The organism is Flexivirga aerilata (genome assembly GCF_013002715.1).
In the GTDB taxonomy this organism is placed as follows: domain Bacteria; phylum Actinomycetota; class Actinomycetes; order Actinomycetales; family Dermatophilaceae; genus Flexivirga; species Flexivirga aerilata.
The window spans coordinates 2,371,257-2,392,531 of the sequence record NZ_JABENB010000001.1 but is presented as its reverse complement, the minus strand read 5'-3'; the positions used below and the strand labels follow the sequence as shown (position 1 = coordinate 2,392,531).

26 protein-coding genes are annotated in these 21,275 nt (G+C 71.3%); 9 read left to right on the top strand and 17 right to left on the bottom strand.

Going from position 1 to position 21,275, the window contains the following annotated elements:
- The first annotated feature begins 38 nt into the window (after nt 1-38).
- A complete protein-coding gene (locus HJ588_RS11265; RefSeq protein ID WP_171154988.1) occupies nt 39-521 on the top strand; it encodes a DUF456 domain-containing protein in 483 nt (160 codons plus the stop codon).
- Between the two features lie 9 nt (nt 522-530).
- On the opposite strand, the gene HJ588_RS11260 is transcribed toward HJ588_RS11265, so the two are convergent.
- The 3 genes from HJ588_RS11260 to metF all read right to left on the bottom strand — a co-directional run bounded on the left by HJ588_RS11260 (nt 531) and on the right by metF (nt 2,587).
- Nucleotides 531-977, bottom strand: a complete 447-nt coding sequence (locus HJ588_RS11260) for a DUF3040 domain-containing protein (RefSeq protein WP_343036677.1) — start codon at nt 975-977, stop codon at nt 531-533.
- Between the two features lie 98 nt (nt 978-1,075).
- On the bottom strand, nt 1,076-1,567 hold the full coding sequence (locus HJ588_RS11255; protein WP_171154986.1) for an SAV_6107 family HEPN domain-containing protein: 492 nt from the start codon (nt 1,565-1,567) through the stop codon (nt 1,076-1,078).
- 132 nt (nt 1,568-1,699) lie between these two features.
- Nucleotides 1,700-2,587, bottom strand: a complete 888-nt coding sequence (metF, locus tag HJ588_RS11250) for a methylenetetrahydrofolate reductase [NAD(P)H] (protein ID WP_171154984.1) — start codon at nt 2,585-2,587, stop codon at nt 1,700-1,702.
- A 68-nt stretch (nt 2,588-2,655) separates the two neighbouring features.
- On the opposite strand from metF, the gene HJ588_RS11245 reads away from it, so the two are divergent.
- From HJ588_RS11245 to HJ588_RS11235, 3 genes are read left to right on the top strand one after another with little or no spacing between them, the layout of a single operon-like run.
- The gene (locus HJ588_RS11245; protein WP_246241805.1) at nt 2,656-3,735 is read left to right on the top strand and encodes a polyprenyl synthetase family protein; all 1,080 of its coding nucleotides are present in this window, start codon (nt 2,656-2,658) and stop codon (nt 3,733-3,735) included.
- Entirely contained in the window at nt 3,732-5,201 is a 1,470-nt protein-coding gene (locus HJ588_RS11240; RefSeq protein WP_212755424.1) for a phytoene desaturase family protein, read from the top strand. The genes HJ588_RS11245 and HJ588_RS11240 overlap by 4 nt, the downstream gene beginning before the upstream one ends.
- A complete protein-coding gene (locus HJ588_RS11235; protein ID WP_171154982.1) occupies nt 5,198-6,094 on the top strand; it encodes a phytoene/squalene synthase family protein in 897 nt (298 codons plus the stop codon). Before HJ588_RS11240 ends, HJ588_RS11235 begins: the two co-directional genes overlap by 4 nt.
- Here HJ588_RS11235 and HJ588_RS11230 read toward each other — a convergent pair.
- From HJ588_RS11230 to HJ588_RS11220, 3 genes are read right to left on the bottom strand one after another with little or no spacing between them, the layout of a single operon-like run.
- Nucleotides 6,033-6,374: a lycopene cyclase domain-containing protein gene (locus HJ588_RS11230; RefSeq protein ID WP_171154980.1), complete on the bottom strand. Its 342-nt coding sequence runs from the start codon at nt 6,372-6,374 to the stop codon at nt 6,033-6,035. The genes HJ588_RS11235 and HJ588_RS11230 overlap by 62 nt on opposite strands.
- On the bottom strand, nt 6,371-6,685 hold the full coding sequence (locus tag HJ588_RS11225) for a lycopene cyclase domain-containing protein (RefSeq protein WP_171154978.1): 315 nt from the start codon (nt 6,683-6,685) through the stop codon (nt 6,371-6,373). The genes HJ588_RS11230 and HJ588_RS11225 overlap by 4 nt, the downstream gene beginning before the upstream one ends.
- A 7-nt stretch (nt 6,686-6,692) precedes the next feature.
- Nucleotides 6,693-7,073: an Rv2175c family DNA-binding protein gene (locus tag HJ588_RS11220; RefSeq protein WP_171154960.1), complete on the bottom strand. Its 381-nt coding sequence runs from the start codon at nt 7,071-7,073 to the stop codon at nt 6,693-6,695.
- Between the two features lie 173 nt (nt 7,074-7,246).
- On the opposite strand from HJ588_RS11220, the gene HJ588_RS11215 reads away from it, so the two are divergent.
- On the top strand, nt 7,247-8,080 hold the full coding sequence (locus HJ588_RS11215) for a lytic transglycosylase (protein ID WP_171154958.1): 834 nt from the start codon (nt 7,247-7,249) through the stop codon (nt 8,078-8,080).
- Between the two features lie 117 nt (nt 8,081-8,197).
- The gene (gene pknB, locus HJ588_RS11210) at nt 8,198-10,063 is read left to right on the top strand and encodes a Stk1 family PASTA domain-containing Ser/Thr kinase (RefSeq protein ID WP_171154956.1); all 1,866 of its coding nucleotides are present in this window, start codon (nt 8,198-8,200) and stop codon (nt 10,061-10,063) included.
- Nucleotides 10,064-10,185: 122 nt separating this feature from the next.
- On the opposite strand, the gene HJ588_RS11205 is transcribed toward pknB, so the two are convergent.
- The gene (locus HJ588_RS11205; protein WP_171155688.1) at nt 10,186-11,529 is read right to left on the bottom strand and encodes a class II 3-deoxy-7-phosphoheptulonate synthase; all 1,344 of its coding nucleotides are present in this window, start codon (nt 11,527-11,529) and stop codon (nt 10,186-10,188) included.
- A 76-nt stretch (nt 11,530-11,605) separates the two neighbouring features.
- A complete protein-coding gene (locus HJ588_RS11200; protein ID WP_212755422.1) occupies nt 11,606-12,580 on the bottom strand; it encodes a lysophospholipid acyltransferase family protein in 975 nt (324 codons plus the stop codon).
- Between the two features lie 17 nt (nt 12,581-12,597).
- On the opposite strand from HJ588_RS11200, the gene HJ588_RS11195 reads away from it, so the two are divergent.
- Nucleotides 12,598-13,356: an alpha/beta hydrolase gene (locus HJ588_RS11195; RefSeq protein WP_246241804.1), complete on the top strand. Its 759-nt coding sequence runs from the start codon at nt 12,598-12,600 to the stop codon at nt 13,354-13,356.
- A complete protein-coding gene (locus HJ588_RS11190; protein WP_171154954.1) occupies nt 13,353-13,841 on the top strand; it encodes a hypothetical protein in 489 nt (162 codons plus the stop codon). Before HJ588_RS11195 ends, HJ588_RS11190 begins: the two co-directional genes overlap by 4 nt.
- Here HJ588_RS11190 and HJ588_RS11185 read toward each other — a convergent pair.
- From HJ588_RS11185 to HJ588_RS11145, 9 genes are all read right to left on the bottom strand, one after another.
- Nucleotides 13,838-14,581, bottom strand: a complete 744-nt coding sequence (locus HJ588_RS11185; RefSeq protein WP_171154952.1) for an endonuclease/exonuclease/phosphatase family protein — start codon at nt 14,579-14,581, stop codon at nt 13,838-13,840. The two genes, HJ588_RS11190 and HJ588_RS11185, sit on opposite strands and share 4 nt — an antisense overlap.
- Nucleotides 14,578-15,597, bottom strand: coding sequence for an ROK family glucokinase (locus HJ588_RS11180; protein WP_171155681.1), 1,020 nt, complete (start codon nt 15,595-15,597; stop codon nt 14,578-14,580). Before HJ588_RS11180 ends, HJ588_RS11185 begins: the two co-directional genes overlap by 4 nt.
- A gap of 41 nt (nt 15,598-15,638) precedes the next feature.
- A complete protein-coding gene (locus HJ588_RS11175; RefSeq protein WP_171154950.1) occupies nt 15,639-16,598 on the bottom strand; it encodes an ROK family glucokinase in 960 nt (319 codons plus the stop codon).
- Entirely contained in the window at nt 16,599-17,084 is a 486-nt protein-coding gene (locus HJ588_RS11170; RefSeq protein WP_171154947.1) for a hypothetical protein, read from the bottom strand.
- A complete protein-coding gene (locus HJ588_RS11165; protein ID WP_171154945.1) occupies nt 17,081-18,067 on the bottom strand; it encodes a hypothetical protein in 987 nt (328 codons plus the stop codon). Before HJ588_RS11165 ends, HJ588_RS11170 begins: the two co-directional genes overlap by 4 nt.
- Entirely contained in the window at nt 18,067-18,510 is a 444-nt protein-coding gene (locus HJ588_RS11160) for an SRPBCC family protein (protein ID WP_171154943.1), read from the bottom strand. The genes HJ588_RS11165 and HJ588_RS11160 overlap by 1 nt, the downstream gene beginning before the upstream one ends.
- Nucleotides 18,511-18,520: 10 nt before the next feature.
- Nucleotides 18,521-19,378, bottom strand: a complete 858-nt coding sequence (locus tag HJ588_RS11155; RefSeq protein ID WP_171154941.1) for a hypothetical protein — start codon at nt 19,376-19,378, stop codon at nt 18,521-18,523.
- 15 nt (nt 19,379-19,393) lie between these two features.
- Entirely contained in the window at nt 19,394-19,612 is a 219-nt protein-coding gene (locus HJ588_RS11150; protein ID WP_171154939.1) for a hypothetical protein, read from the bottom strand.
- 87 nt (nt 19,613-19,699) lie between these two features.
- Complete coding sequence (locus HJ588_RS11145; protein ID WP_171154937.1) at nt 19,700-20,569, bottom strand: LysR family transcriptional regulator ArgP; 870 nt, start codon at nt 20,567-20,569, stop codon at nt 19,700-19,702.
- A 72-nt stretch (nt 20,570-20,641) separates the two neighbouring features.
- On the opposite strand from HJ588_RS11145, the gene HJ588_RS11140 reads away from it, so the two are divergent.
- The gene (locus HJ588_RS11140) at nt 20,642-21,238 is read left to right on the top strand and encodes a LysE/ArgO family amino acid transporter (protein WP_171154935.1); all 597 of its coding nucleotides are present in this window, start codon (nt 20,642-20,644) and stop codon (nt 21,236-21,238) included.
- Nucleotides 21,239-21,275: the final 37 nt, after the last annotated feature.

Below are 21,275 nucleotides of genomic sequence, written 5' to 3'. Positions count from 1 at the left end.
CCACCGGGGTGCGCCGCCTTCGTCATACGCTGACGGCCATGGACCCCGTCACCGTCCTCTCCGGCGCCATGATCGTCGTCGGCATCCTCGGCCTGATCGTGCCGGTGCTGCCCGGACTGCTCCTCTGCCTGGCCGGCGTGCTGCTCTGGGCGTGGCACGTGGGCAGCGCGACGTCGTGGACGGTCTTCGGGGTGTGCGTGGCGGTGGCGGCGGTCGGCTGGGTGGTGCAGTACACGGTGCCGAACCGGCGGCTGAAGCAGGCCGGCGTGCCGGGGCTGGCCAAGCTCGCGGGCCTGGTCGGTGCCGTGGTCGGCTTCTTCGTGATCCCGTATGTCGGGCTCTTCATCGGCTTCGTGGTCGGCGTCTACCTGGCCGAGCAGGTGCGCCTGCGCAACGCCGGCCGGGCGTGGGCGGCCACGAAGGCGGCGGTGCGGGCCGTGCTGACCAGCATCGGCATCGAACTCGCCGCGGCCGTGCTGGTCTCGTGGATCTGGGTGGCGGGGCTGCTGCTCACGAAGTGAGCGGGCCGGTCACCAACCCTGCTCGCGGCGCTTGTCCCAGCGCTGCTCGAGACGCTCCATGAAGCTGCCGCTCTGGGCGGCGGTGGTGCCGCGATGACGGCGGCCGGAGCCGGAGGCGGCGACGATCGACCCGTCGTCCTGCACGGTGCCGAACTCGCGGCCCTTGCCCGGGGCGAAGGCGTAGGCGCCGGCGGCGACCATCACCGCGAAGCCGACCACGCCGAGCCAGATCTGGGTGATCGTGACGCCGACGAGCACCAGGGCGAGCCCGGCGAGCACGCCCACCACACCGATTGCGATGCGGCGTCGCAGCTTGCTGCGTCCCGGATGCGCCACCATGTGCGAGGCGAACTTGGGGTCCTCCACCTTGAGCGCCTGCTCCATTTGATCGAGTAGGCGCTGCTCGTGCTCCGAGAGCGGCACGTTGACCTCCCAATGTCGCGCGGTCGCCGCCACGCGGCGATCGGTCTGTCGGATCGATCCGGCAGTTCGTTCCTTCAAGGATAGTTCGCCCTGCTACCAAGCGGTAGTCACCTGCCCGCTTGGGGCAAAGCCTAAACAGCTTCGGAGATGTGTGGGTGCCCAACTACCGAAAGAGTTGGCACCGGCGCCACGCACGCGGTGAACGACTCCATCATCGGCAAACCGAGGTGGGTGAGGACCAGCTCCAGGAATGCCTCCACCTGCCGCACCAGGTCGTCGGCCTCCCTCGTGCTGACCTCGGCGGCCCCGCGCTCGAGCAGCTGCCGCCGCGCCGCGGTGCCTTCGAAGAACTGCGCCCACTCCGACAGTTCCGGAGCGACCGCCGGCAGCACCGACCAGACGTTGCGCGGGCGGGATCCGGCGGTGCGCCGCGCGTCGGCGGCCAGCACGGCGGCGGCCGCCCGCAGCGCGGCCAGGTGCGCGAGCCGGTAGCGCTCGTCCGCACTGGTGGCATGGCAGGCCTGCAACAGGCCGGTGCGGGTGCGGTCGATCAGGTCGAGCACGGCACCGGCGACGGGGGCGCCGGAGTGGACAGAACGGGCGGGTCGGGCGGAACGGCGCATGGGAGGTCTCCTCGAATCGTTGCCTGCACGAGCAGTGCACGAACAAATGTTCGATTCGAGAAGGTAGTCGCCGGCACCGACAACCGACGTATGGCGGCGCGTGCGAGGCGTGGTGAGCTCAGCTCACACGGTTCACACGAAGCTGTTCTGCCGCAGGTTGTCGAAGACCTCGAGCGTCGCGGTCGACTTGTTCATGGTGATGAAGTGGATGCCCGGGGCTCCTTCGCGCAGCAGGCGCTCGGAGTGCTCGGTGCAGATCGCGATGCCCTCGCGGCGCACGGCCGCCTCGTCGTGGCTGACCGCGTCGATCCGGGCGACGACGTCGGCGGCGAGCGGCTGGCCGTTGAGCTCGGTGAGGCGCTGCAGCTGACCGGCCGCGGTCACCGGCAGCAGACCGGGGATGATCGGCAGGTCGCACCCGCGCGCGGCGACCAGGTCACGCAGGCGCAGGTAGGCGTCGACATCGGTGACCATCTGGGTGATCGCGAACGACGCACCGGCCTCGGCCTTGCGGACCAGGGTGTCGGCGTCGGCCGTCAGGTCGTTGGACTCCGGGTGCTTGTCCGGGAAGGCGGCGACGCCGACGGTGAAGTCGCCGAGCGAGCGCACCAGGGACACCAGCTTGTCGGCGTGGTCGAGCCCCTCGGGGTGGGCCACCCACTCCCCGGCCGGGCCGCCGGGTGGGTCGCCGCGCAGTGCCAGCACGTTGGTGACGCCGACCGAGGCGTACTCCCCCACGATCTGCCGCAGTTCGGCGACCGAGGAGCCGACGCAGGTCAGGTGCGCCATCGTGGTGAGCGTCGTCTCCTGCTCGATGCGACCGGTGATGCGCACGGTGCGGTCACGGGTGGAGCCGCCTGCGCCATACGTGACGGAGATGAAGGTGGGGTTCACCTGCTCGATCCGGCGCACGGAGTTCCACAGCATCGCCTCGGCCTTCTCGGTGCGCGGCGGCATGAACTCGAAACTGAAGCTGGGGCCGTCCTCTGCCAACAGTTGCGGGATGGGGCGCGGCGTCATGCCGGTGATTGTAAGGACAGCGCGGCCAATTAGGCTCATCCCGACCACGCTTCGAAAAGGACCGACCCTTGCCCTCCGCCGACCTCGCCGACCTGCGCGCGCGGGTGCAGCGCGCACTCGACCGCGAGCGCCAGCACCAGCAGCAGGTGCTGACTCCCCTCGGCCCGGACATGACCGATCTGCTCGACGCGGTCTTCGACCTGCTGAGCGGCGGCAAGCGGCTGCGCGCGGGCTTCCTCTACTGGGGCTACCGCGCCGCGGGCGGCGCCGACAGCGATGCGCTCGTGCGTGCGGCGATGTCGCTGGAAGTCTTCCAGGCCGCCGCGCTCCTGCACGACGACGTGATGGACGACTCCGACGTGCGCCGCGGTATGCCTGCAGCCCACCGCCGGCTCGCGGCCGCGCACCGGGAGCGCGGGCTCGCCGGCGACGCCGGCCGTTTCGGGGAGGCCGGTGCCATCCTGGCCGGCGACCTGTGCCTCAACTGGACCGACGAGATCTACACGACCAGCGGCCTGCCGCAGGAGGAGCTGCTGCGCGGCCGCACCGTCTTCGACACGATGCGCACCCAGCTGATGGGCGGCCAGTATCTCGACGTGGTCGAGGCCGCGCAGACCTGGCAGGGTGTGCCGACCGAGGAGCGAATCGCCCGGGCCCGCAAGGTGATCCGCTTCAAGAGTGCGAAATACACGGTGGAGCAGCCGCTGCTCATCGGTGCCTCCTGCGCCGGTGCCGACGAGCGCACGTTCGAGGCGCTGTCCGCCTACGGGCTGGCGCTCGGCGAGGCCTTCCAGTTGCGCGACGACCTGCTCGGCGTCTTCGGCGACCCGGAGCAGACCGGCAAGCCCGCTGGGGACGACCTGCGCGAAGGCAAACGCACCGTGCTCGTCGCCTACGCGCTCGAAGCGGCGACCGACGACCAATTGCAGCGGTTCGCAGCGGTTTTCGGCCGTCCGGATGTTTCCGCCGAGGACGTGGAGTGGATGCGCGACCTGTGCGTCCGGACCGGCGCGGTCGACCAGACCGAGAAGCTCATCACCAGCCAGGCCGACGCGGCGCGGCAGGCGCTGGACGCCGCCGACCTCACCGAGGCAGGCCGAGCGGCCCTGCTGGACCTAATCGAGATCTCGACCGCGCGTTCCTCGTGAGGCGCGCTCCCGCCCGCCGGATGCCCCGTCATACGGTCGTCGTCGGTGCGGGTCTCGCCGGACTCTCCGCGGCGTTGCACCTGCGCGGCGCCGGCGTCGAGGTGACGCTGATCGAGGCGGCCGACCAGCCGGGTGGCCGCAGCCCAGAGGTCGTGTCCGATGGGTTCACCCTCGACACCGGCCCCACCGTGCTGACCGAAACCGCCCAGTTGGCAGCGGCTTTCGCGGCCGTGGGCGAGGATCTCGCCGACCACCTCGAGCTCCGTCCGGTCGACCCGGCATACATCGCGCACTTCGCGGACGGCACGTCGCTGCCGATGCACGCCGACCCGGTGCGCATGCGCGCGGTGATCCGTGACTTCGCCGGCGCCCGGGAGGCTCGGGGTTACGAGCGGTTCGTGCGGCACGCGGAGCGGCTCTACGACCTGGAGTTCCCGCGCTTCATCGACCGCAACCTCGACGGTGTCCCGTCGCTGATCAGTCCGGCCCTGCTCCGCCTCACCGCTCTGCGCGGTTTCGGCCGTCTGGACCGGCTGGTCGCGTCGTTCTTCACCGACCCGCGGCTGCAGCAGGCGTTCAGCTTCCAGGCGTTGTATGTCGGGGTGCCCCCGCACCGTGCCCGCGGCATGTTCGCGGTGGTGAGCGCGATGGATCTGGTCCATGGCGTGAGCTATCCGGTGGGTGGGATGCACGAAATCGCGCGGGCCATGGCACGCGTCGCGGAGGAGCACGGCGTGCGGCTCCGGCGGGGCGAACGCGTCACCGGCGTCGAGCCGGACGGCGACCGGCAGCGCATCACCACCACGACCGAAGTGCTCGACGCCGACTCCGTGGTGCTGACCTGCGAACCGCCTTCTGCGGCAAGGCTGCTCGGCGGCAGGAGGCCGCCACACAACGACCTGCCGGCACCGAGCTGCGTGCTGCTCGCCGCGGGGGTGCCGGGCGGCATCGCGGGCACCGGGCATCACCACATCCACTTCGGTCGCAGCTTCCGCGGCGCCCTGGACGACATCACCGCGGGCCGGCCGATGCGCGACCCGTCCTTCCTCGTGTCGGTGCCGACGCGCACCGACCCGGGCATGGCGCCGGCAGGCGGCGACGTGCTCTACGCCCTCTTCCCCACTCCCGCCCAGCATGGCCGTGGCGCCGAGATCGACTGGCGACGCTTGCGATCGGCCTACCGTGACCATCTGCTGCGGCGGCTGTCCGGTGCGGGATATCCCGTCGACGATCTGGTCGGCGAGCACCTGATCACCCCCGCCGACTGGGCGGCGCGCGGCCTGCCGTGGGGCACGCCGTTCTCGGCCGCCCACACCTTCACCCAGAGCGGGCCGTTCCGCCAGCCGAACGTCGTGCGACCGGGCGTCGTACTCGCCGGCTCGGGCACCACGCCCGGGGTCGGCGTGCCGATGGTGTTGATCAGCGGCCGGCTCGCCGCCGAGCGGCTGCTGCAGGCGCGGCCATGACCGGCCTCGCCGCCGACTACGCGGTCTGCCGGGCGATCAACGCGCGCCACGGCAAGTCGTTCTACCGGGCCACGAGCCTGCTGCCACCGGCCCGCCGCCCGCACATCTGGGCGCTGTATGCCGTGACCCGCCGCAGCGACGATCTCGTCGACCGGCCGGAGCCGGGCCGGTCGGCCGCCGCATCGCTGGCCGCCTGGCGCGCGGAGGTGATGGCGGCGCTCGCTCCGGACGCGCGGCCGCGGCACCCCGTGCTGCGCGCGCTGCAGCGGACGGTGTCGTCATACGGCATCGAGGCGGGGCTGTTCGAGGAGTTCTTCGACGCGATGGGCGCCGACCTGACGACGCGCCGCTACGCCACGTGGGCGCACCTGCGCGGCTACATGCGCGGCAGCGCCGCGGTGATCGGCGAGATGACCGTGCCGATCCTCGGCGGCGATGCCGGAAGCCGGCCCTACGCGGCGCGGCTGGGCGAGGCGTTCCAGCTGACCAACTTCGTGCGGGACCTCGCCGAGGACTGGCAGCTCGGCCGAGTCTACCTGCCAATGGCCGACTTTCGAGCGTGCGGTGTCGACGAGGACGAGTTCGGCGCTGCGGTGGCGACCGGTCGGTCCGGACCCGGGCTGCGACGACTCGTCGCGCTCGAGGTCACCCGCGCCCGGGAGCTGTATGACGCAGCCGCGCCCGGCCTCCACCGCGTCGATCGGAGCGTGCAGCCCTGCCTGCGAGCGGCTTTCGCGCTCTACGGGGAGATCCTCAACCAGATCGAGCGCGGCGGGTTCGAGGTCTGCCGCGGACGGGCGGTGGTGCCGCCGGCACGTCGCGCGCTCGTGCTCAGTCGGGCACTGACTGGCGGGCGGCCTTGGCGTTCCACCAGGTCCACGACACCAGGGTGAGCAGCACCAGCGCGAAGCTGAAGCCGAGATCCTCGACCGGCGCCCAGAAGAGCCGACCGTCACCGACGAACGGCGACCGGTTGGAGCCGATGATCGCGGACGGGTCATAGGTCACGATGCGGCGTCCGGTGAGCCAGCCGTTGGTGGCGAACTGCCCGATCAGGACGACGGCGTAGGTGATCCACCACCGGGCGGTGAGCACGAGCCGGGTGCGCAGCACCAGCAGGTCGACGGCGAGCGCGACGGGCACCGCGATCATCGCGAGCAGCGTGTAGCTCACCGGCGTCGCCTCAGCACTTCGCCGATCGCCTCGTAGGAGGCGATCGCCGCGAACGGGATCACCAGGAAGAACGCCCACTCCTCGAGCGGCAGGCCCAGCAACCGCGGCGGGAGCGTCTGCGCAGGGTCGAAATGCCATTGCCCGGCTCGCGAGGCGAACAGGTCCCAGACGACGAACGGCGTTGCGCCGCAGCCGATTGCGAGCAGGAGCAGGCCGACGCGTCGCATCCGGCGCAGGCCGAAGGCAGGCACCAGGGGCAGCGTCGCCGCGAGGCAGCAGACGAGCGCCGCCGCGTAGGCCAGGTGCCGCACGCGGTGCTCAGAACGCGAGCTCGGACGCCCGCTTGCGCACCTCGGCCTTGCGGTGTGCCTGGAGCATGGTGATCGGCGAGCCCTCGATCGGCAGCGTCGGGTCGGTCGTGAACAACCACTCCAGCGCCTCGGCGTCGCTCAGCCGGGCGTCGCGCAGCACGGTGATCGTGCCCTCCAGCCCGGTCAGCAGGTGGTCCTCCTCGACGAACGCCGCCGGCACGCTGAGCGCGTTGTTGGGACCCACCCGGTGGGCGAGCACCACCTTGTCGTCGACCAACCGGCGCGCCTGGCGCTGCGGGATCCCGAGTGCGTCGCCGAACTCCGGGATCGACAGCCACTCGCCGACGAGGGTCTCCAACTCTTGCGGGTCTGCCGCATCGTCCGTCACGGTCGGCCAGTCTAATGAGCGGCCCACGACACGCCCCGGCCCCCGAGGTCACCCGCTCGGGCGACCAAACCGGCTAGCTTTCGGATGAGTCACACCTGTCCCAGCCGTAACAGCCGGACCCCGCCTGCTCGGTCAGCTCCGATCGAGGGCCGCCGGCGCGCTGAAGGAGACCCATGGCACCGATCACCGCAGGTGCACCACCGGCGACCGCCCACGCCATACATGCCGAGGCGCGCACCACGAAGCCGGCTGCTGCACCGCCGAAGAAGTCCAAGGCGCCGGCCGCCGGGAAGCGGCACGCCAGCAAGGCCGCCAAGACCCCGGCGCGCAGCAAGGCGTCCTACACGATCCGCGCGGGCGACAACCTGACCACGATCGCCAAGGCGCACAAGGTGTCGCTCGCGGCGCTGCTCAAGGCGAACAAGTTCAGCGACCCCAACCGGGTGCTGGTCGGTGACCGGATCGTCGTGCCCGTCCCGGCGGGCGGCAAGCAGACCGCGAAGCCGGTCGCCAGGAAGACGCCGGCCAAGCCGCACACCTATGGCGGTCTCAGCCCGAAACAGGTGCTGAAGAAAGGGCGTTCGGCGACCAAGGCCGCGCTCGCCGCGACCGACGTGCCCAGTCGCAGCCAGACCAAGGCGCTCATCGAGCAGACTGCCCGGCGCTACGGGGTCAACCGCCAGCTGGCGCTCGGCATCGGCTGGCAGGAGTCGGGCTGGAACCAGCGCGCGGTCTCCTCGGTCAACGCGGTCGGCGTCATGCAGGTCATGCCACAGTCCGGTGAGTGGGCGTCGGGCATGGTCGGGCACAACCTGGACCTGCTCGAGGCGCGCGACAACGTCACCGCCGGCGTCGCGATCCTGCGCTACCTGACCGCGAACGCCAAGGACCTCGACCAGGCGATCGGTAGCTACTACCAGGGCCTCGGGGCGATGCGGAAGCACGGACCGTACGAGGACACCAAGGCCTACATCCGCAGTGTCCGCGCACACATGGAGCGCATGTAGCTGTCGCGGAGCGGAACGTCCCACCCGCGCCGCGCGTCTCCACCAGGGACAAATTGACCGGGGCGCCACCCGCCGGACCTGACGGGCGGCAGAGCACGAGGTTCGTAAGCTGTGAGTGTGTCAACAACCGCGCCGTCGCTGATCGGTCGCACGGTCGATCGGCGGTATGTCGTCCGTGGGCACCTCGCCGACGGCGGCATGGGCTCGGTGTATGTCGCACTCGACCAGCGCCTCGATCGCGAGGTCGCCCTCAAGATCATGCGATCGGACCTGGCCCGCGACACCGAGTTCGTCGCGCGCTTCCGCAGGGAGGCCCGCTCGGCCGCGCGTCTGACCCATCCCAACGTCGTCGCGGTCACCGACCAGGGCGAGGACGAGCAGTATGTCTTCCTCGCGATGGAGCTGGTGCGCGGGCGGACACTGCGCGAGGTGATCCGGCAGGACGCCCCGCTGCCCGCGCGGGAGGCACTCGACATCGCCGACGGCATCCTGCAAGCGCTCCAGGCGGCCCATCGTGCCGGCCTGGTGCACCGCGACGTGAAACCGGAGAACGTGCTGATCGGCGACTCCGGGGTCAAGGTGACCGACTTCGGGCTGGCCCGGGCCGTGACGACCGACACCCTCACCGGTGACAGTGACGTGCTGCTCGGCACCGCGGCATACCTCTCCCCCGAGCAGGTCGAACGCGGCCGGGCCGACGAGCGCAGCGACGTCTACTCCGCCGGACTGCTGCTCTTCGAGATGCTGACCGGCGAGAAGGCGTTCCCCGGCGACTCCCCGATCCACGTGGCCTACCAGCACGTGCACGGCACGATGCCCGCGCCGTCCGACGCCGTGCCGAGTGTGCCGCCGTCCGTCGACGCACTCGTCGCTCGTGCGACCGCTCGCAACCCCGACGACCGGCCCGCGAATGCCGGCGACTTCCTGCGTGAATTGCGTGCGGTGCGAGCGGGTTTGACCCCCGAGGCGCTCGATGCCGCACCGCGCGCCTCGGTCCCCGCGCCGGACGACCACGAACGCACCGACCCGCTCCGTCCCGGCTCGACCCAGCAGATCTCCCGGTCGGGACCGCCGCCGGTCGCCCGCACCGGCCGTCGCCGCTGGCCGCTCTTCGGGGGCCTGCTGGCCGCGCTGCTGCTCGTCGTGGGCGGTGTCGGCGGCTGGGCCTTCACCTCGGGCCCGCTCGGCTCGGTGGACGTGCCGGCCGTGGTCGGCAAGCAGCAGGGGGTCGCGGTCGACACGGTGCAGCGCGCCGGACTGCACACCAAGGTGCAGCAGGTCTTCAGCGAGACGGCGGCCGCCGGCACGGTCGTCTCGACCACGCCTGGGGCCGGTGACGGGCAGCGCAAGACCGACGCGGTCGTGCTGCGGGTCTCCAAGGGCCCGGAGCGCTACGACGTGCCGTCACTGGTCGGCAAGTCCGAGGCCGACGCGCGCCGGGCGATCACCGACGCCCACCTCAAGGTCGGCTCCGTCACCCAGGCGTATGACGAGAGCACCCCGTCCGGCCAGGTCGCCTCGACGATCCCGAGTGGCGGCTCGTCGCAGAAGCCCGGCACCGCCGTCGACGTCGTGGTCAGCAAGGGCAAGCAGCCGGTCACCGTCCCCGACGTGACGGGCAGCCCCAAGAGTGACGCCGAGCAACAGCTCACCGCGGCCGGGCTGAAGGTCACCTACGGCCCCGAGCAGAACAGCGACAGCGTCGCCAAGGGCGACGTGATCAGCCAATCCCCCTCTGACGGCAACCTTTTCAAGGGCGACTCCGTGCAGCTGGTGGTCTCCAAGGGCCCGGTGATGGTCACCGTCCCGAAGGTGGTCGGCAAGTCCCCCGGCGACGCGAAGGCCGAGCTGGAGCAGCTCGGCTTCCAGGTCAAGACCACCTACCCGCTGCTGGTGCCGGTGCTCTTCCAGGTGCAGGGCCAGTCGGTCGACGCCGGCTCCCAGGCGCCCAAGGGCAGCACGATCACGATCGACGTCGTCTGAGCGGGGCTGCGCGTGCGCCGAGGGCGCCGCAGCCCCACCGGGGCAAAACCGTGCACACCCCGCAACCGTCGCGACTTCTGCACGCGCCCGGGTCCCGGCTGCGCGGGCCGGCCCGCGGCAACTCAGCGCTTGCTGAGCATCTCCGCGACGAGGAAGGCCAGCTCCAGGCTCTGCTGGTGGTTGAGCCGCGGGTCGCAGGCGGTCTCGTAGCGCTTCTCGAGGTCGGCGTCGAGGATCTTCTCGCTCCCGCCGAGGCACTCGGTCACGTCGTTGCCGGTCAGCTCCACGTGGATGCCGCCGGGGACGCTGCCGAGGTCGCGGTGCACCTCGAAGAAGCCCTGCACCTCGTTGATGATGTCGTCGAACTCGCGGGTCTTGTAACCGGTCGAGGACTCGAAGGTGTTGCCGTGCATCGGGTCGGTGATCCAGACGACCTTCGCGCCCGACTCGGTGACCTTGCGCACGATCGGCGGCAGCTTCTCGCGCACGTTGCCGGCGCCCATGCGGGTGATGAAGGTCAGCCGGCCCGGCTCGCGGTGCGGGTCGAGCTTGTCGATCATCGCCAGCACCTCGTCCGGATCGGCGGTCGGACCGAGCTTGACGCCGATCGGGTTGCGGATCCGGGCGGCGAAGTCGACATGCGCGCCGTCCAGCTGACGGGTGCGCTCGCCGACCCACACGAAGTGACCGGACACCGCGTAGGGGTTGCCGGTGCGCGAGTCGATGCGGGTCAGCGGCTGCTCGTAGTCCAACAGCAGCGCCTCGTGGCTGGCGAAGAACTCGACCGCACTCATCGGGGTCGAGTCGAAGTCGACACCGCAGGCGAGCATGAACTTCATCGCCCGGTCGATCTCCAGGGCGATCGACTCGTAGCGGGCGTATGCCGAGTTGGCGATGAAGCCGCGGTTCCACTCGTGCACGTGCCGCAGGTCGGCGAACCCGCCGGTGGTGAAGGCACGCACGAGGTTCAGCGTCGAGGAGGCGGTGTGGTAGGCGCGCAGCAGCCGCTGCGGGTCGGGCGTGCGGGCCGCCGGGTCGAAGTCGAAGTCGTTGATGATGTCGCCGCGGAAGGCCGGCAGCGTGACGTCGCCGCGGGTCTCGGTGTCCTTGCTGCGCGGCTTGGCGTACTGCCCGGCCAGCCGGCCGATCTTGACCACGGGAGTGCTCGCGCCGTAGGTCAGCACGGCGGCCATCTGCAGGATGGTCTTCACCCGGTCCCGGATGTTGTCGGCGGTCGCCTCGGAGAACCGCTCGGCGCAGTCGCCGCCCTGCAGCACGAACGCCTTGCCCTCGGCCGCGTCGGCGAGCCGGGTGCGCAGCACGTCGCACTCACCGGCGAAGACCAGCGGCGGGGCCGCGGCCAGTTCCCGGCGTACGGCCCGAACGGCCTCGGTGTCCGGCCACTGCGGCTGCTGCAGAGCGGGCAGCTGCGGCCACTCGACCTGCTCGGTCAGCGTGCTGGGCAGGTCGGTGGGGAAGGCGGGGGTGGTGGTGCTCACCCATCAAGGGTAAGGCCCGCTTATGGGTGCCCCGCTCTCGGTCTCACCGGTCGGCCGGGGCGCTGCCCGCGTCGATCTCCTGGTCCGTCGCCCCGCCGTTCTCGTCCGACTTCTCCGGCTCCTCCGCAGGCTTGCCGTCGGACTTGTCGTCGGACCTGTTGTCCTTCTCCTCGCCGTGGTGCTGCAGCCGGTCCTTGGCCTGGGTGGCGAGGGCTGCCGCACCGCCGCCGATCTCCTTGGCCTTCTGGGTGATCCGGTTTTTCACGGTGGCGGCGTAGACGTCGACATACTCCTGGCCGGTGAGCAGCATGATCTCGTACATCACCTCGTCGGTGATCGAGCGGAGCACGAAGCGGTCGTCCTCCATGCCCTCGTAGCGGGAGAAGTCCATCGGTTCGCCGAACCGCACGTGCGGGCGCACGACCCGGCCGAAGAGCTTGCCCTGCGGAGCGATGACGTCGGTCCCGATGACGCCGACGGGTATGACGGGCACGCCCGCCTCGAGCGCGACGCGGGCGATGCCGGTCTTGCCCTTGTAGAGCCGCCCGTCCGGCGACCGGGTGCCCTCGGGGTAGATGCCGAACACCTCACCGTCGCCGAGGATGCGCATGCCGGTCGCGAGCGCACCGGCCGCGGCGCTGCCGCTCGACCGGTCGATCGGCACCTGCCCGGCGCCGGAGAAGAACCACCGCTGCAGCCGGCCCTTGATGCCGGGGGTGGTGAAGTACTCGGCCTTGGCCACGAACGTCACCCGCCGCGGGATCACCAGCGGCATGAACAGCCAGTCGGCGATCGACAGGTGGTTGCTGGCGAGGATGGCCGGGCCCTCCTCGGGCACGTTCTGGGCGCCCTCGACGGTGGGCCGGAAGATGCCCCGGAGCAGCGGGCCCAGCAGCACCCATTTGAGCAACCAGTAGAACACCGTGCCTCCTCGCCGATTCACCTGCCGGGTGAACCATACGACAGCCGGCACCCGGTCGCGGGCGACGTGCGAGGATGCTGCCGTCCCCTCTCCCATCCCGCCCCAGAGGATGTATGACGATGCAGGTCCTGCCCGGCGCGGAGCCTTTCGAACACGACGGCTCGGACATCGGTGTGCTGGTCTGCCACGGGTTCACCGGCTCACCGCAGAGCATGCGTCCGCTCGCGCAGCGGTGCGCCGACGAGGGTTTCACCGTGCGGCTGCCGCGGCTGCCGGGTCACGGCACCACATGGCAGGAGCTGGGCCGCACCGGGTGGCAGGACTGGTGGCAGGCGGTCGACGCGGCATACCGCGAACTCGCGGCACGCACCGAGCACGTCGTCGCGGTCGGTATGTCGATGGGCGGCACGCTCGCGACGCTCGTCGCCGAGACCCATGGGCGCGGCGTCGACGGCCTGGTCCTGATCAACCCGGCCTTCGAGATGAAGGACCTCCGGCTCAAGGCGCTCCCGCTGCTGCAGCACGTCGTGCCGTCGATCGCGGCGCTCGGCGGCGACATCAAGAAGCCGGGCGTGCAGGAGCTCGCCTACGAGCGCACGCCGCTGAAGGCGCTGCAGTCGCAACGGCAGATGTGGGCGCAGGTCACCCGCGACCTGCCGCAGGTGACGCAGCCGGTGCTGCTCCTGCACTCGCCGGAGGACCACATCGTGCCGCCGGAGTGCTCGGAGCTGTTCATGGCGCGGGCCTCGAGCGCCGACAAGACCGAGATCCTGCTCACCGAGAGCTATCACGTCGCGACTCTCGACAACGATGCACCACTCATCGAGGATGAGACGGTGAAGTTCATCAGACGGGTCACGCAGGCGTCATGACCTTCGAGCGGCGTGACGAACCCGACGAGCAGACCGACTACGACCGCCGGTTTGCCGAGATCATCGCGCAGTTCGAACCCGACGAGTCGGTCTGGGAGGAGCCGGCGAAGCCGGCCGACGGGTCCGCCGCACCCGAGCCGACGTCCCAGCCCGAGCCCGCGTCGTCACCGCTCGCCGACCTGCCGAGTCAGTGGCGCATCCCGGCCGGGGAGTCGGTGTCGTTCATCGAGGACGACGGCGACTACGAGCCGCCGCCGCCCCGGCCGCTTCCGACCGGTGACGACCTCGGCTTCTGGACCATGGTCGGCTGCCTGGTCGGCGGACCGCTCTGGCTGCTCTACCTTTTCGTCTTCGACCGTTACGCGCAGTCCCTGTGGTGGGTGCTGGCGTGCACGTTGTTCGTCGCCGGCGTCGTGCAGTTGATCATGCGCGAGCCGAAGAACCGCGACGACCTCGACGAGGACGACGACGGCGCTGTCCTCTAGCCCGCGGCCTGCTCACCGGCCGGCTCCGGCTCCGCGAGCGCGCTGAGGTCGAGGTCCACCACCACCGGCAGGTGGTCGGTCGCCCGCGCGAGCAGCGCCGGGTCGAGCCCGAGTGCCGGTGCGGTCGCCGGCAATTCGGGTGAGGCGAAGATGCCGTCGATGCGTTTGACCGGCTTCTGCGCGGAGAACGTCGGCCGGTCCGGACTGACGAGGCGCAGGGTGTCGCCGAGGTACTTCCACACCGCGCCGGTGGGCTCCTCGTTGAGGTCACCGCCCAGCACCATCGGCGGCACCGGCTCGCCCACGGTGGCGAAGATCTCCTTGACCTGCGGCAGGCGCTCCGGGCTCTTGAGCGACAGGTGCACGCTCACCGCGCAGAGCGGCCGGTGCCCCGGCAGCCGGACCATCGCCATGCCGTAGCCGCGCGGTTCCTCACCCCGGCGGACCGTCAGCTTGCCGTGGTGCGCGTCGAGCACGTCCAACCGCAGCGTGGTCATCAAGGTGGTGCTCATCCGGTAGCGGCGGCCGCCGAACCAGGTGAGACCGAGCTCGTCGGCGAACCCGGCGATGCGGTGGCCCGACACCGGATGCCGCGGAACCTCTTGCAGCAGAAGGATGTCCGCGTCGATCGTGCGGATCACCTCGCGCAGCGCGGCGCGGTCGTCCTTCCACGCCCGCACGTTGTATGACGCCACTCGCACCTCGTGCGGCGACCGGGTCGGGGCGGGTTGCTGCGTCATACCTCTCCTTGGGTGCGTGCCGCGGTGCGGGCCAGGTCGGCGGCACCGATGAAGCCGGCCTCGTTGCCGAGACTCGCCTGCACGATCGTCGCCTCGGGGCGGTAACCGCGACCGGCCAGGTGCCGCCGGAAGGAGTCGCGTGCCGGGTCGAGCAGCATGCTGCCGGCGGCACTCACGCCGCCGCCGATGACGAAGGCGCCCGGGTCGAAGGCGTCGGCGAGATTGGCCAGGCCCGTGCCCAGCCAGGTGCCGATCTCGGCCAGCAACTCTTCGGCGGTCGGGTCGCCCGCCCGGGCGGCCTCGGTGATCATCGGCCCGGTGAGTTTGTGCGGGTCTCCCCCGACCGTCGCCGCCAGGTCGTGGGCGAGCGGTGAGCCAGCCGCCAGCAGCGAACGCGCCTCGCGCACAAGGGCGTTGCCGCTGGCGTACTGCTCCCAGCAGCCCCGGTTGCCGCACTCGCAGCGATGGCCACCGGGCATCACTTGCATGTGCCCGAACTCGCCGGCAATGCCGAAGCGGCCGCGCTCGATGCGGCCGTCGATCAGGATTGCGCCGCCGATGCCGGTGCCGAGATTGACCATCACCACGTGGGATTCGCCCTGCACGCTGCCGAAGCGCCATTCGGCCCAGCACGCCGCATTGGCGTCGTTGTCGACGAACACCGGCACGTCGATGCGGCGGCTCAGCGCGTCGCGCAGCGGCTCGTGCCGCCAGGACAGGTGCGGCGCGAAGACGACCGTCGCACGGTCGGCCGCGACGAAACCGGCGGCGCCGATGCCGACCGCCGCGATCTCGCGGTCCGCGGTGGCGGCCACCTCCTCGACGACCTCGACGATCAGGTCCTCGACCACGCGTGGCTCGGTCGAGCGGTGCGGGGTGTCCCGGCGGACCCGGGTGGTGACGTTGCCCTCGGCGTCGACGAGCGCGCCGGCGACCTTGGTGCCGCCGATGTCGATGCCGATGGCCAGCGGTGCGGCGGGGGTGACGTTGGTGGGTTGGTTGTGCTCGGAGTTCATTGCCTCGGAGTTCGTTGCCTCGGAGTTCATTGCCCGGGTGTTCACTCCTCGAGTTCCATGGCGAGCATGGCCGCACCGATCACGCCGGCGTCATTGCCGAGCTCGGCACGCACGAACGTCGCCTCCGGCCGGTGCCCGCGGCCGGTCAGCTGCCGCTCGTAGCCGACCCGGATGGGGTCGAGCAGCAGATCGTCGGCGTCGGCGACGCCGCCGCCGATCACGAACAGCTGCGGGTCCATCAGCGCGGCCAGCGACGCCGCCGCCTCACCGATCCACCGGCCGAGGTCGGCGAGCAGCTCGACCGCCGCCGGGTCGCCCGCGACGGCCGCCTCGGTGACGTGCTTGCCCTTGAGCTGCTCGGCGTCGCCACCGCACAGCTCGGACAGCCGCCCGGCGTGCGGACTGCCGGACCGCACGAGTTCGCGCGCCTCGCGCACCAGCGCGGTGCCGCTGGCATAAGCCTCGAAGCACCCGCGGTTGCCGCACCCGCATCGGATGCCGTTGGGCACGACGCGCAGGTGACCGACCTCTCCGCCGATGCCGTAGGCGCCCCGAATCAGGTTGCCGTCGTTGATGATTCCGCCACCGACCCCAGTGCCGATGGTCAGCATGATCATGTCGTCGACATCACGGCCGCCGCCTTGCACGAACTCGCCGTATGCCGCGGCGTTCGCGTCGTTCTCGATGAGCACGGGCAACTCCACGACGGCGGACAGCCGGGCCTTGAGCGGCTCGTCACGCCACGCGAGGTTCGGGGCGAAGAGCACCGTCGAACCGACCTTGTCGATGTATCCGGCACACGCCACGCCGACGCCCGCAGGGTCGGTGTCCTCGGCGCGGGCCAGCTCGAGGATCACCTCGGCGGTGACCGCGGCGATCTCGTCCGGACTGTGCGCGGGGGTGTCCCGCCGTGCCCGCCGCACGATGCGGCCGGCCGCGTCGACGACACCGCCGGCGATCTTGGTGCCGCCGATGTCGACCCCGATGCCCCACTTGCCCATCTACTCGTCCTCCCCGTCCGTGACCGGTATGTCGATGCCGTCGTCGCGTCGCGCGCGGTCGGCGGTTCGGCCATCGCCCTCGCCCGCGCCGGGCTGCCGGGTCGTGCCGGGCTGCCGGGTCGTGCCGCGGCGGTCGGCCGCGACCTCGTGCAGGCTGGTCGCGACCATGCCGAGCAGGTCGGCGACCTTGTCGATCAGCTCCGGCTGGACCGCCTCGACCAGACCGGCGAGCCGGCACACCGGGCAGATCCGGCACACGGTCTGCACCCCGCCACCGGTCGCGCAATCGCATTCAGTGGCCGCGGGCTGCCGGGCGGGCTGCTCGGCGGCTTCGGGGGCGGGGTCGGGCGCGGACTCGGGCGTGGACTCGGCGGCGTGCTCGCCGGTGGTGCGCGCCCACGCCGCGAACGTCTCGGCCAGCCGGGCGGCCTCGTCGGCCACCGACGACGCGCCGTTGTCCGGCCGTGGCGGTTCCCCGGATGTCACGAGGTGGCTCCTTGCTGCGTCGAAGGGTCGAATGCGACCTCAAGCATGCCGTCTCGCAACCGGGCGCGGGACGGGTGGCATCGCCGCAACGCCGTCGGCAGGTCGAGCACCGAGCCGTGGCCCTGCGCCGACAGCGCCAGGGCGTCGTCCAGGAGCCGGAGTCGAAGCTCGCGAAAGTCGTTCAACGGCAACGGCATTCGCCACAGATAACCATCGCCCCGAGCTTGTATGTCGATAACCCGCGGCCCGGCGGCGAGTAACGCCGGCAGGTCCGGTGTCGACCCGGGCGGCACGGTCGACCCGGTCGGCACGGTCGACCCGGGCGGCACGGTTGGCATGAGGCGCACCCGCACGGCGCTCAGCGCCACGCCGACTGCCTGCCGTTCGGTCGCCCGGTCGCCGGGATCGCCGACGACGACCGCGCCGCTCGTCGGTGCGCTGAAGGCCTGACGCAGCCGAGTCGCTCGCTCGGCCGCCCGGGCGATGCCGTCGGTCACCGCTGCCGCGGGCCACCGGTCACCGAGCGCCGCTGCGAGGAGTGGCCGCTTGCTGCGCAGCATCCCGCCGCCGAGCGGCATCGCCCTGCGCACGGTGCGCGGCAGCGTGACGCCGAGCCGGGCCAGCTCGGGGCCGGCCGCCCCTGCGTCGATGACGACCACGTGCTCCGGGCCGGCCTCCACAGGCACCGACCACAGCAGCCGCAGGTGGGCGGCGGTGGTCGTGGCGTGCAGGTCGTCAAGCAGATCCGACGGCACCCCGACGGCGGCGAGCAGCTCGCTCGCGACGGGCGGGGTCGCGGCGTCGTCGCCGGCGAGGGTGGTCACCCTCGGGTCGGTGACGCGCGCGGTCGCCCCGTCATACGGGTCGAGGGCGAGAAGGGTGACCGGACGCCCGGCGTCGGCCGCCGCGAGCGCGAGTTCGGCGGCGCACGCCGACGCATCGCCGGCTCCGGGTCCGCAGACCAGCTGGAGGCTGGGGCTCATCAGCCCTCGACGCGCTTCTTCAGCCCCTTGAGCGCGGTGTCGATGATGGTCTTCTCCGCCTTGCGGCGCAGCATGCCGATGACCGGGATGCTGACGTCGACAGTGAGTTCGTAGGTGACCCGGGTGCCGGCACCGTCCTGCACCAGCCGGTAGACCCCGTCGAGCGATTTCAGGATGGTCGACTTCACCAGCGTCCAGGAGACGACGCCGGTGCCGTCCTCGACGACGTCCCAGGTGTAGTCGAGGGTGTAGGTGTCCTTGATGACGCCGGCGTCGAGGGTGAGCTGCACCTGCTCGGGCCAGCCGTCGGCGTCCTCGCTGAGCACCTCGGCGCTCTTGATCTGACCGGTCCATTCCGGGTAGGCGTCGAAGTCGGCGATCACGTCGAGCACCTGCGCCGGGCTCGCCTTGATCACCACCGAGGATTGGGTGCTGTCAGCCATGCCCGTGACCCTACCGGCCCGAGGACGTCGAGCCGGTCGGTCCGGCCCCGTCGATGGCGTCGCGCAGAAACTGTCGGTAGGCGGCACCGAGCGACGCGGCCTGCACCCCGAACGCCTGCTGGAAGGCGTCGCGCTGACCCGCGTCGGCCGCGCGCACGAATCGGGTGAACGTCGCGCCGCCGTAGCGGTCGAACAGGAAGCGGCACCAGGCATAGGCGCCCTGGTATGCCGCCTCGGGGCCGGCCTCGAAGGCTGCGTCCGCGGGCGGCCCGGCCGGCACATTGCCCGCGCGCACCTGGGCAGCGAGGGTGGGTGCCGCTTCGGTCAGCCCGAGCCCGGTCGGCCCGAATGCCGTCACCTCCGCGGATCCCTCGAGCACCCAGCGCGGCACTCCGGTCAACGTCGCCTGGCCGAGCGCGACGTGGGTGAGCTCGTGGGTGAGGACGACCTCGATGCCTTGCGCGGTCACCGCGTCGAACAGCCGCGGGCTGAGCACCACCCGCCCGTCGGTGGTCGTGGTCGCCGCGATCTGCCCGCTCTCGCGGCCGGTGCCGCCTCCTCCGCCGCGGGACCGGAAACCGGCCTCGTCCGCAGGCACCTCGATGCGCACGGTGTCGCGCAGCACCTGAGACCCCCACATCGCGCGCACCTGCCGGATCGCCTGTTCGGCGTCACGCGCGACCGTCTGCAGGCGGCCGTCGGTGGCGGTGCCGGTGACCACCAGTCCCGCGGCGCGCACGCTGCGGGAGGAGGCGGTCGGCGTCGAGCCGCCGTCGCCCGGCGCTGGGCCCGTGCCGGACGAGCACCCCGCGACCGTCAGGGCCGTCAGCAGCACGCCGCCGAGGCAGCGCACCATCCGACCCGTCACCCGGTGGACCGTAGCTCACCCGGTCGACCGCAGCGGGTCCCACGGCTCGATGCGGGCCGTGGCGGACGTCGCCTCCTGTGCGGTGATCAGCCCGGCCGCGGCGAGGGTGTCGACGGCGTGGCGCTCGTCGTCGTCGAGTCGTTGCTCCAATGGCGCGAGCTCGAGCAACGCGGTCACCATGCACTCGGCGCACTGCCGCTCGCGCACCGGACAGGTCTCGCAATCGATCTGCATGTCTGTCACCTCCATCGTCCTGGTCAGCGGGCCACTGATGAGCCCTTCACCGACGACGCTAGGTGTGAGGTATGACAACCCCGGCCGTCACCGCCCGCGCAGGACCCGCGCGGCATCGGCAACAGCCTCCGTCAGCCGGTCCAGGCGCGCTGTGCGCAGTCGCCACGACTGCCAGTGCAACTGCACGTCCACGTGGTCGGTGCTGGACAGCCGCACCAGGGTGCCTGCGGTCAGGCCGTCACGTGCCTGGGCGATCGGCAGCATGCCCCAGCCGAGTCCGGCGGCGATCGCCTGCACGAACGCCTCCGAGGACGGGACCTGATGGGTGGTGACCGACTCCTCGACGCCGTGCCGGCGCAGCACGGCGGCCTGCAGGTCGTCGTGGTCGTTGAACTGCACCGTCGGGAGGCGCGCCCAGTCCACGCCGTTGCCCTTGCGGTGCGCCTCCCGCAGCGCCGGCGTCGCCACCGGCAGATATCGCATCGCGCCCAGCCGGGTCACCGAACACCCTTGCACCGCAACCGGATCGGCGGTCACGGCCGCCACGACCTCGCCGGATCGCAGCAAGCCTCCTGTGTGGTCCTGCCCTTCGACCCGGAGTGACAGCGCGACGTCCGGCCAGCCGGCCGCGGTCCCGAACACCGCGGGAAACCAGGTCGCGAGCGAGTCGGCGTTGACGGCCACCGGCAGCCGTTCGACACCGGGAGCGTGCCCGAGCGCGTCCATCGCATCGGCGTCGAGCGCCGCACGCTGCCGGCCCAGCCGCACCAGCACGTCACCTGCCGCGGTCGGCCTGCATGGCGAACTACGTTGCACCACAACCGAACCCACGCGACGTTCCAGCGCCTTGATGCGTTGGCTCACCGCCGACGGCGTGATCTGAAGTCGCCGGGCAGCGGCCTCGAAGGTGCCCTCGTCGACCACTGCGATCAACGCGCCGAGCTGTTCATCGTTCATGAAACAATTCTAATGATTGCGTAGAAACATTCGCTGGCATTCAGAGGCCGAACACACCTACCGTCGCTGCCGATGCCCCTCACACTGCTCACCGGCCTGCTGACCGGTCTCTCGCTCATCGTCGCCATCGGCGCGCAGAACGCGTTCGTGCTGCGCCAGGGCCTCGCCCGCGAGCACGTCGGCGTGGTCGTGGCGATCTGTGCCGTCGCCGACCTCGCGCTGATCCTCGCCGGGGTGGCGGGATTCGGTGCGGTCGTGCGCGACCACCCGACCGCGCTCACCGTCTTCAAGTGGCTCGGCGCGGCATACCTGGTGTGGTTCGGGGTGCGGTCGCTGCTCGCCGCCCGGCATCCGCAGGGCTTGCGAGCGTCGACTCCGGTTCGCCGTGCGTCCGTGGTGACCACCACGCTGACGCTGACCTTCCTCAACCCGCACGTCTACCTCGACACCGTGCTCATGCTCGGCAACCTGGCCAATCAGCATGGCGCACAGGGCCGTTGGTGGTTCGCGGCCGGCGCATCGCTCGGCAGCGTGCTCTGGTTCACCGCCCTCGGCTACGGCGCGCGACTGCTTTCCGACGTCATACGCCGACCGCGCACGTGGCAGCTCATCGACGTCCTCATCGGTATGACGATGCTCGTCATCGCCGCACTCCTCGTCGCCGGATGACGGCGCGGCGCACCGGCATTGTCAGACCCGACACCTA

Bases quoted from the DNA above. Each gene is read 5' to 3' on its own strand.
- HJ588_RS11265 (WP_171154988.1), top strand. From the start codon at position 39: ATGGACCCCGTCACCGTCCTCTCCGGCGCCATGATCGTCGTCGGCATC.
- HJ588_RS11255 (WP_171154986.1), bottom strand. From the start codon at position 1,567: ATGCGCCGTTCCGCCCGACCCGCCCGTTCTGTCCACTCCGGCGCCCCC.
- metF (WP_171154984.1), bottom strand. From the start codon at position 2,587: ATGACGCCGCGCCCCATCCCGCAACTGTTGGCAGAGGACGGCCCCAGC.
- HJ588_RS11235 (WP_171154982.1), top strand. From the start codon at position 5,198: ATGACCGGCCTCGCCGCCGACTACGCGGTCTGCCGGGCGATCAACGCG.
- HJ588_RS11215 (WP_171154958.1), top strand. From the start codon at position 7,247: ATGGCACCGATCACCGCAGGTGCACCACCGGCGACCGCCCACGCCATA.
- HJ588_RS11200 (WP_212755422.1), bottom strand. From the start codon at position 12,580: ATGGGAGAGGGGACGGCAGCATCCTCGCACGTCGCCCGCGACCGGGTG.
- HJ588_RS11195 (WP_246241804.1), top strand. From the start codon at position 12,598: ATGACGATGCAGGTCCTGCCCGGCGCGGAGCCTTTCGAACACGACGGC.
- HJ588_RS11190 (WP_171154954.1), top strand. From the start codon at position 13,353: ATGACCTTCGAGCGGCGTGACGAACCCGACGAGCAGACCGACTACGAC.
- HJ588_RS11185 (WP_171154952.1), bottom strand. From the start codon at position 14,581: ATGACGCAGCAACCCGCCCCGACCCGGTCGCCGCACGAGGTGCGAGTG.
- HJ588_RS11180 (WP_171155681.1), bottom strand. From the start codon at position 15,597: ATGAACTCCGAGCACAACCAACCCACCAACGTCACCCCCGCCGCACCG.
- HJ588_RS11175 (WP_171154950.1), bottom strand. From the start codon at position 16,598: ATGGGCAAGTGGGGCATCGGGGTCGACATCGGCGGCACCAAGATCGCC.
- HJ588_RS11165 (WP_171154945.1), bottom strand. From the start codon at position 18,067: ATGAGCCCCAGCCTCCAGCTGGTCTGCGGACCCGGAGCCGGCGATGCG.
- HJ588_RS11160 (WP_171154943.1), bottom strand. From the start codon at position 18,510: ATGGCTGACAGCACCCAATCCTCGGTGGTGATCAAGGCGAGCCCGGCG.
- HJ588_RS11150 (WP_171154939.1), bottom strand. From the start codon at position 19,612: ATGCAGATCGATTGCGAGACCTGTCCGGTGCGCGAGCGGCAGTGCGCC.
- HJ588_RS11145 (WP_171154937.1), bottom strand. From the start codon at position 20,569: ATGAACGATGAACAGCTCGGCGCGTTGATCGCAGTGGTCGACGAGGGC.
- HJ588_RS11140 (WP_171154935.1), top strand. From the start codon at position 20,642: ATGCCCCTCACACTGCTCACCGGCCTGCTGACCGGTCTCTCGCTCATC.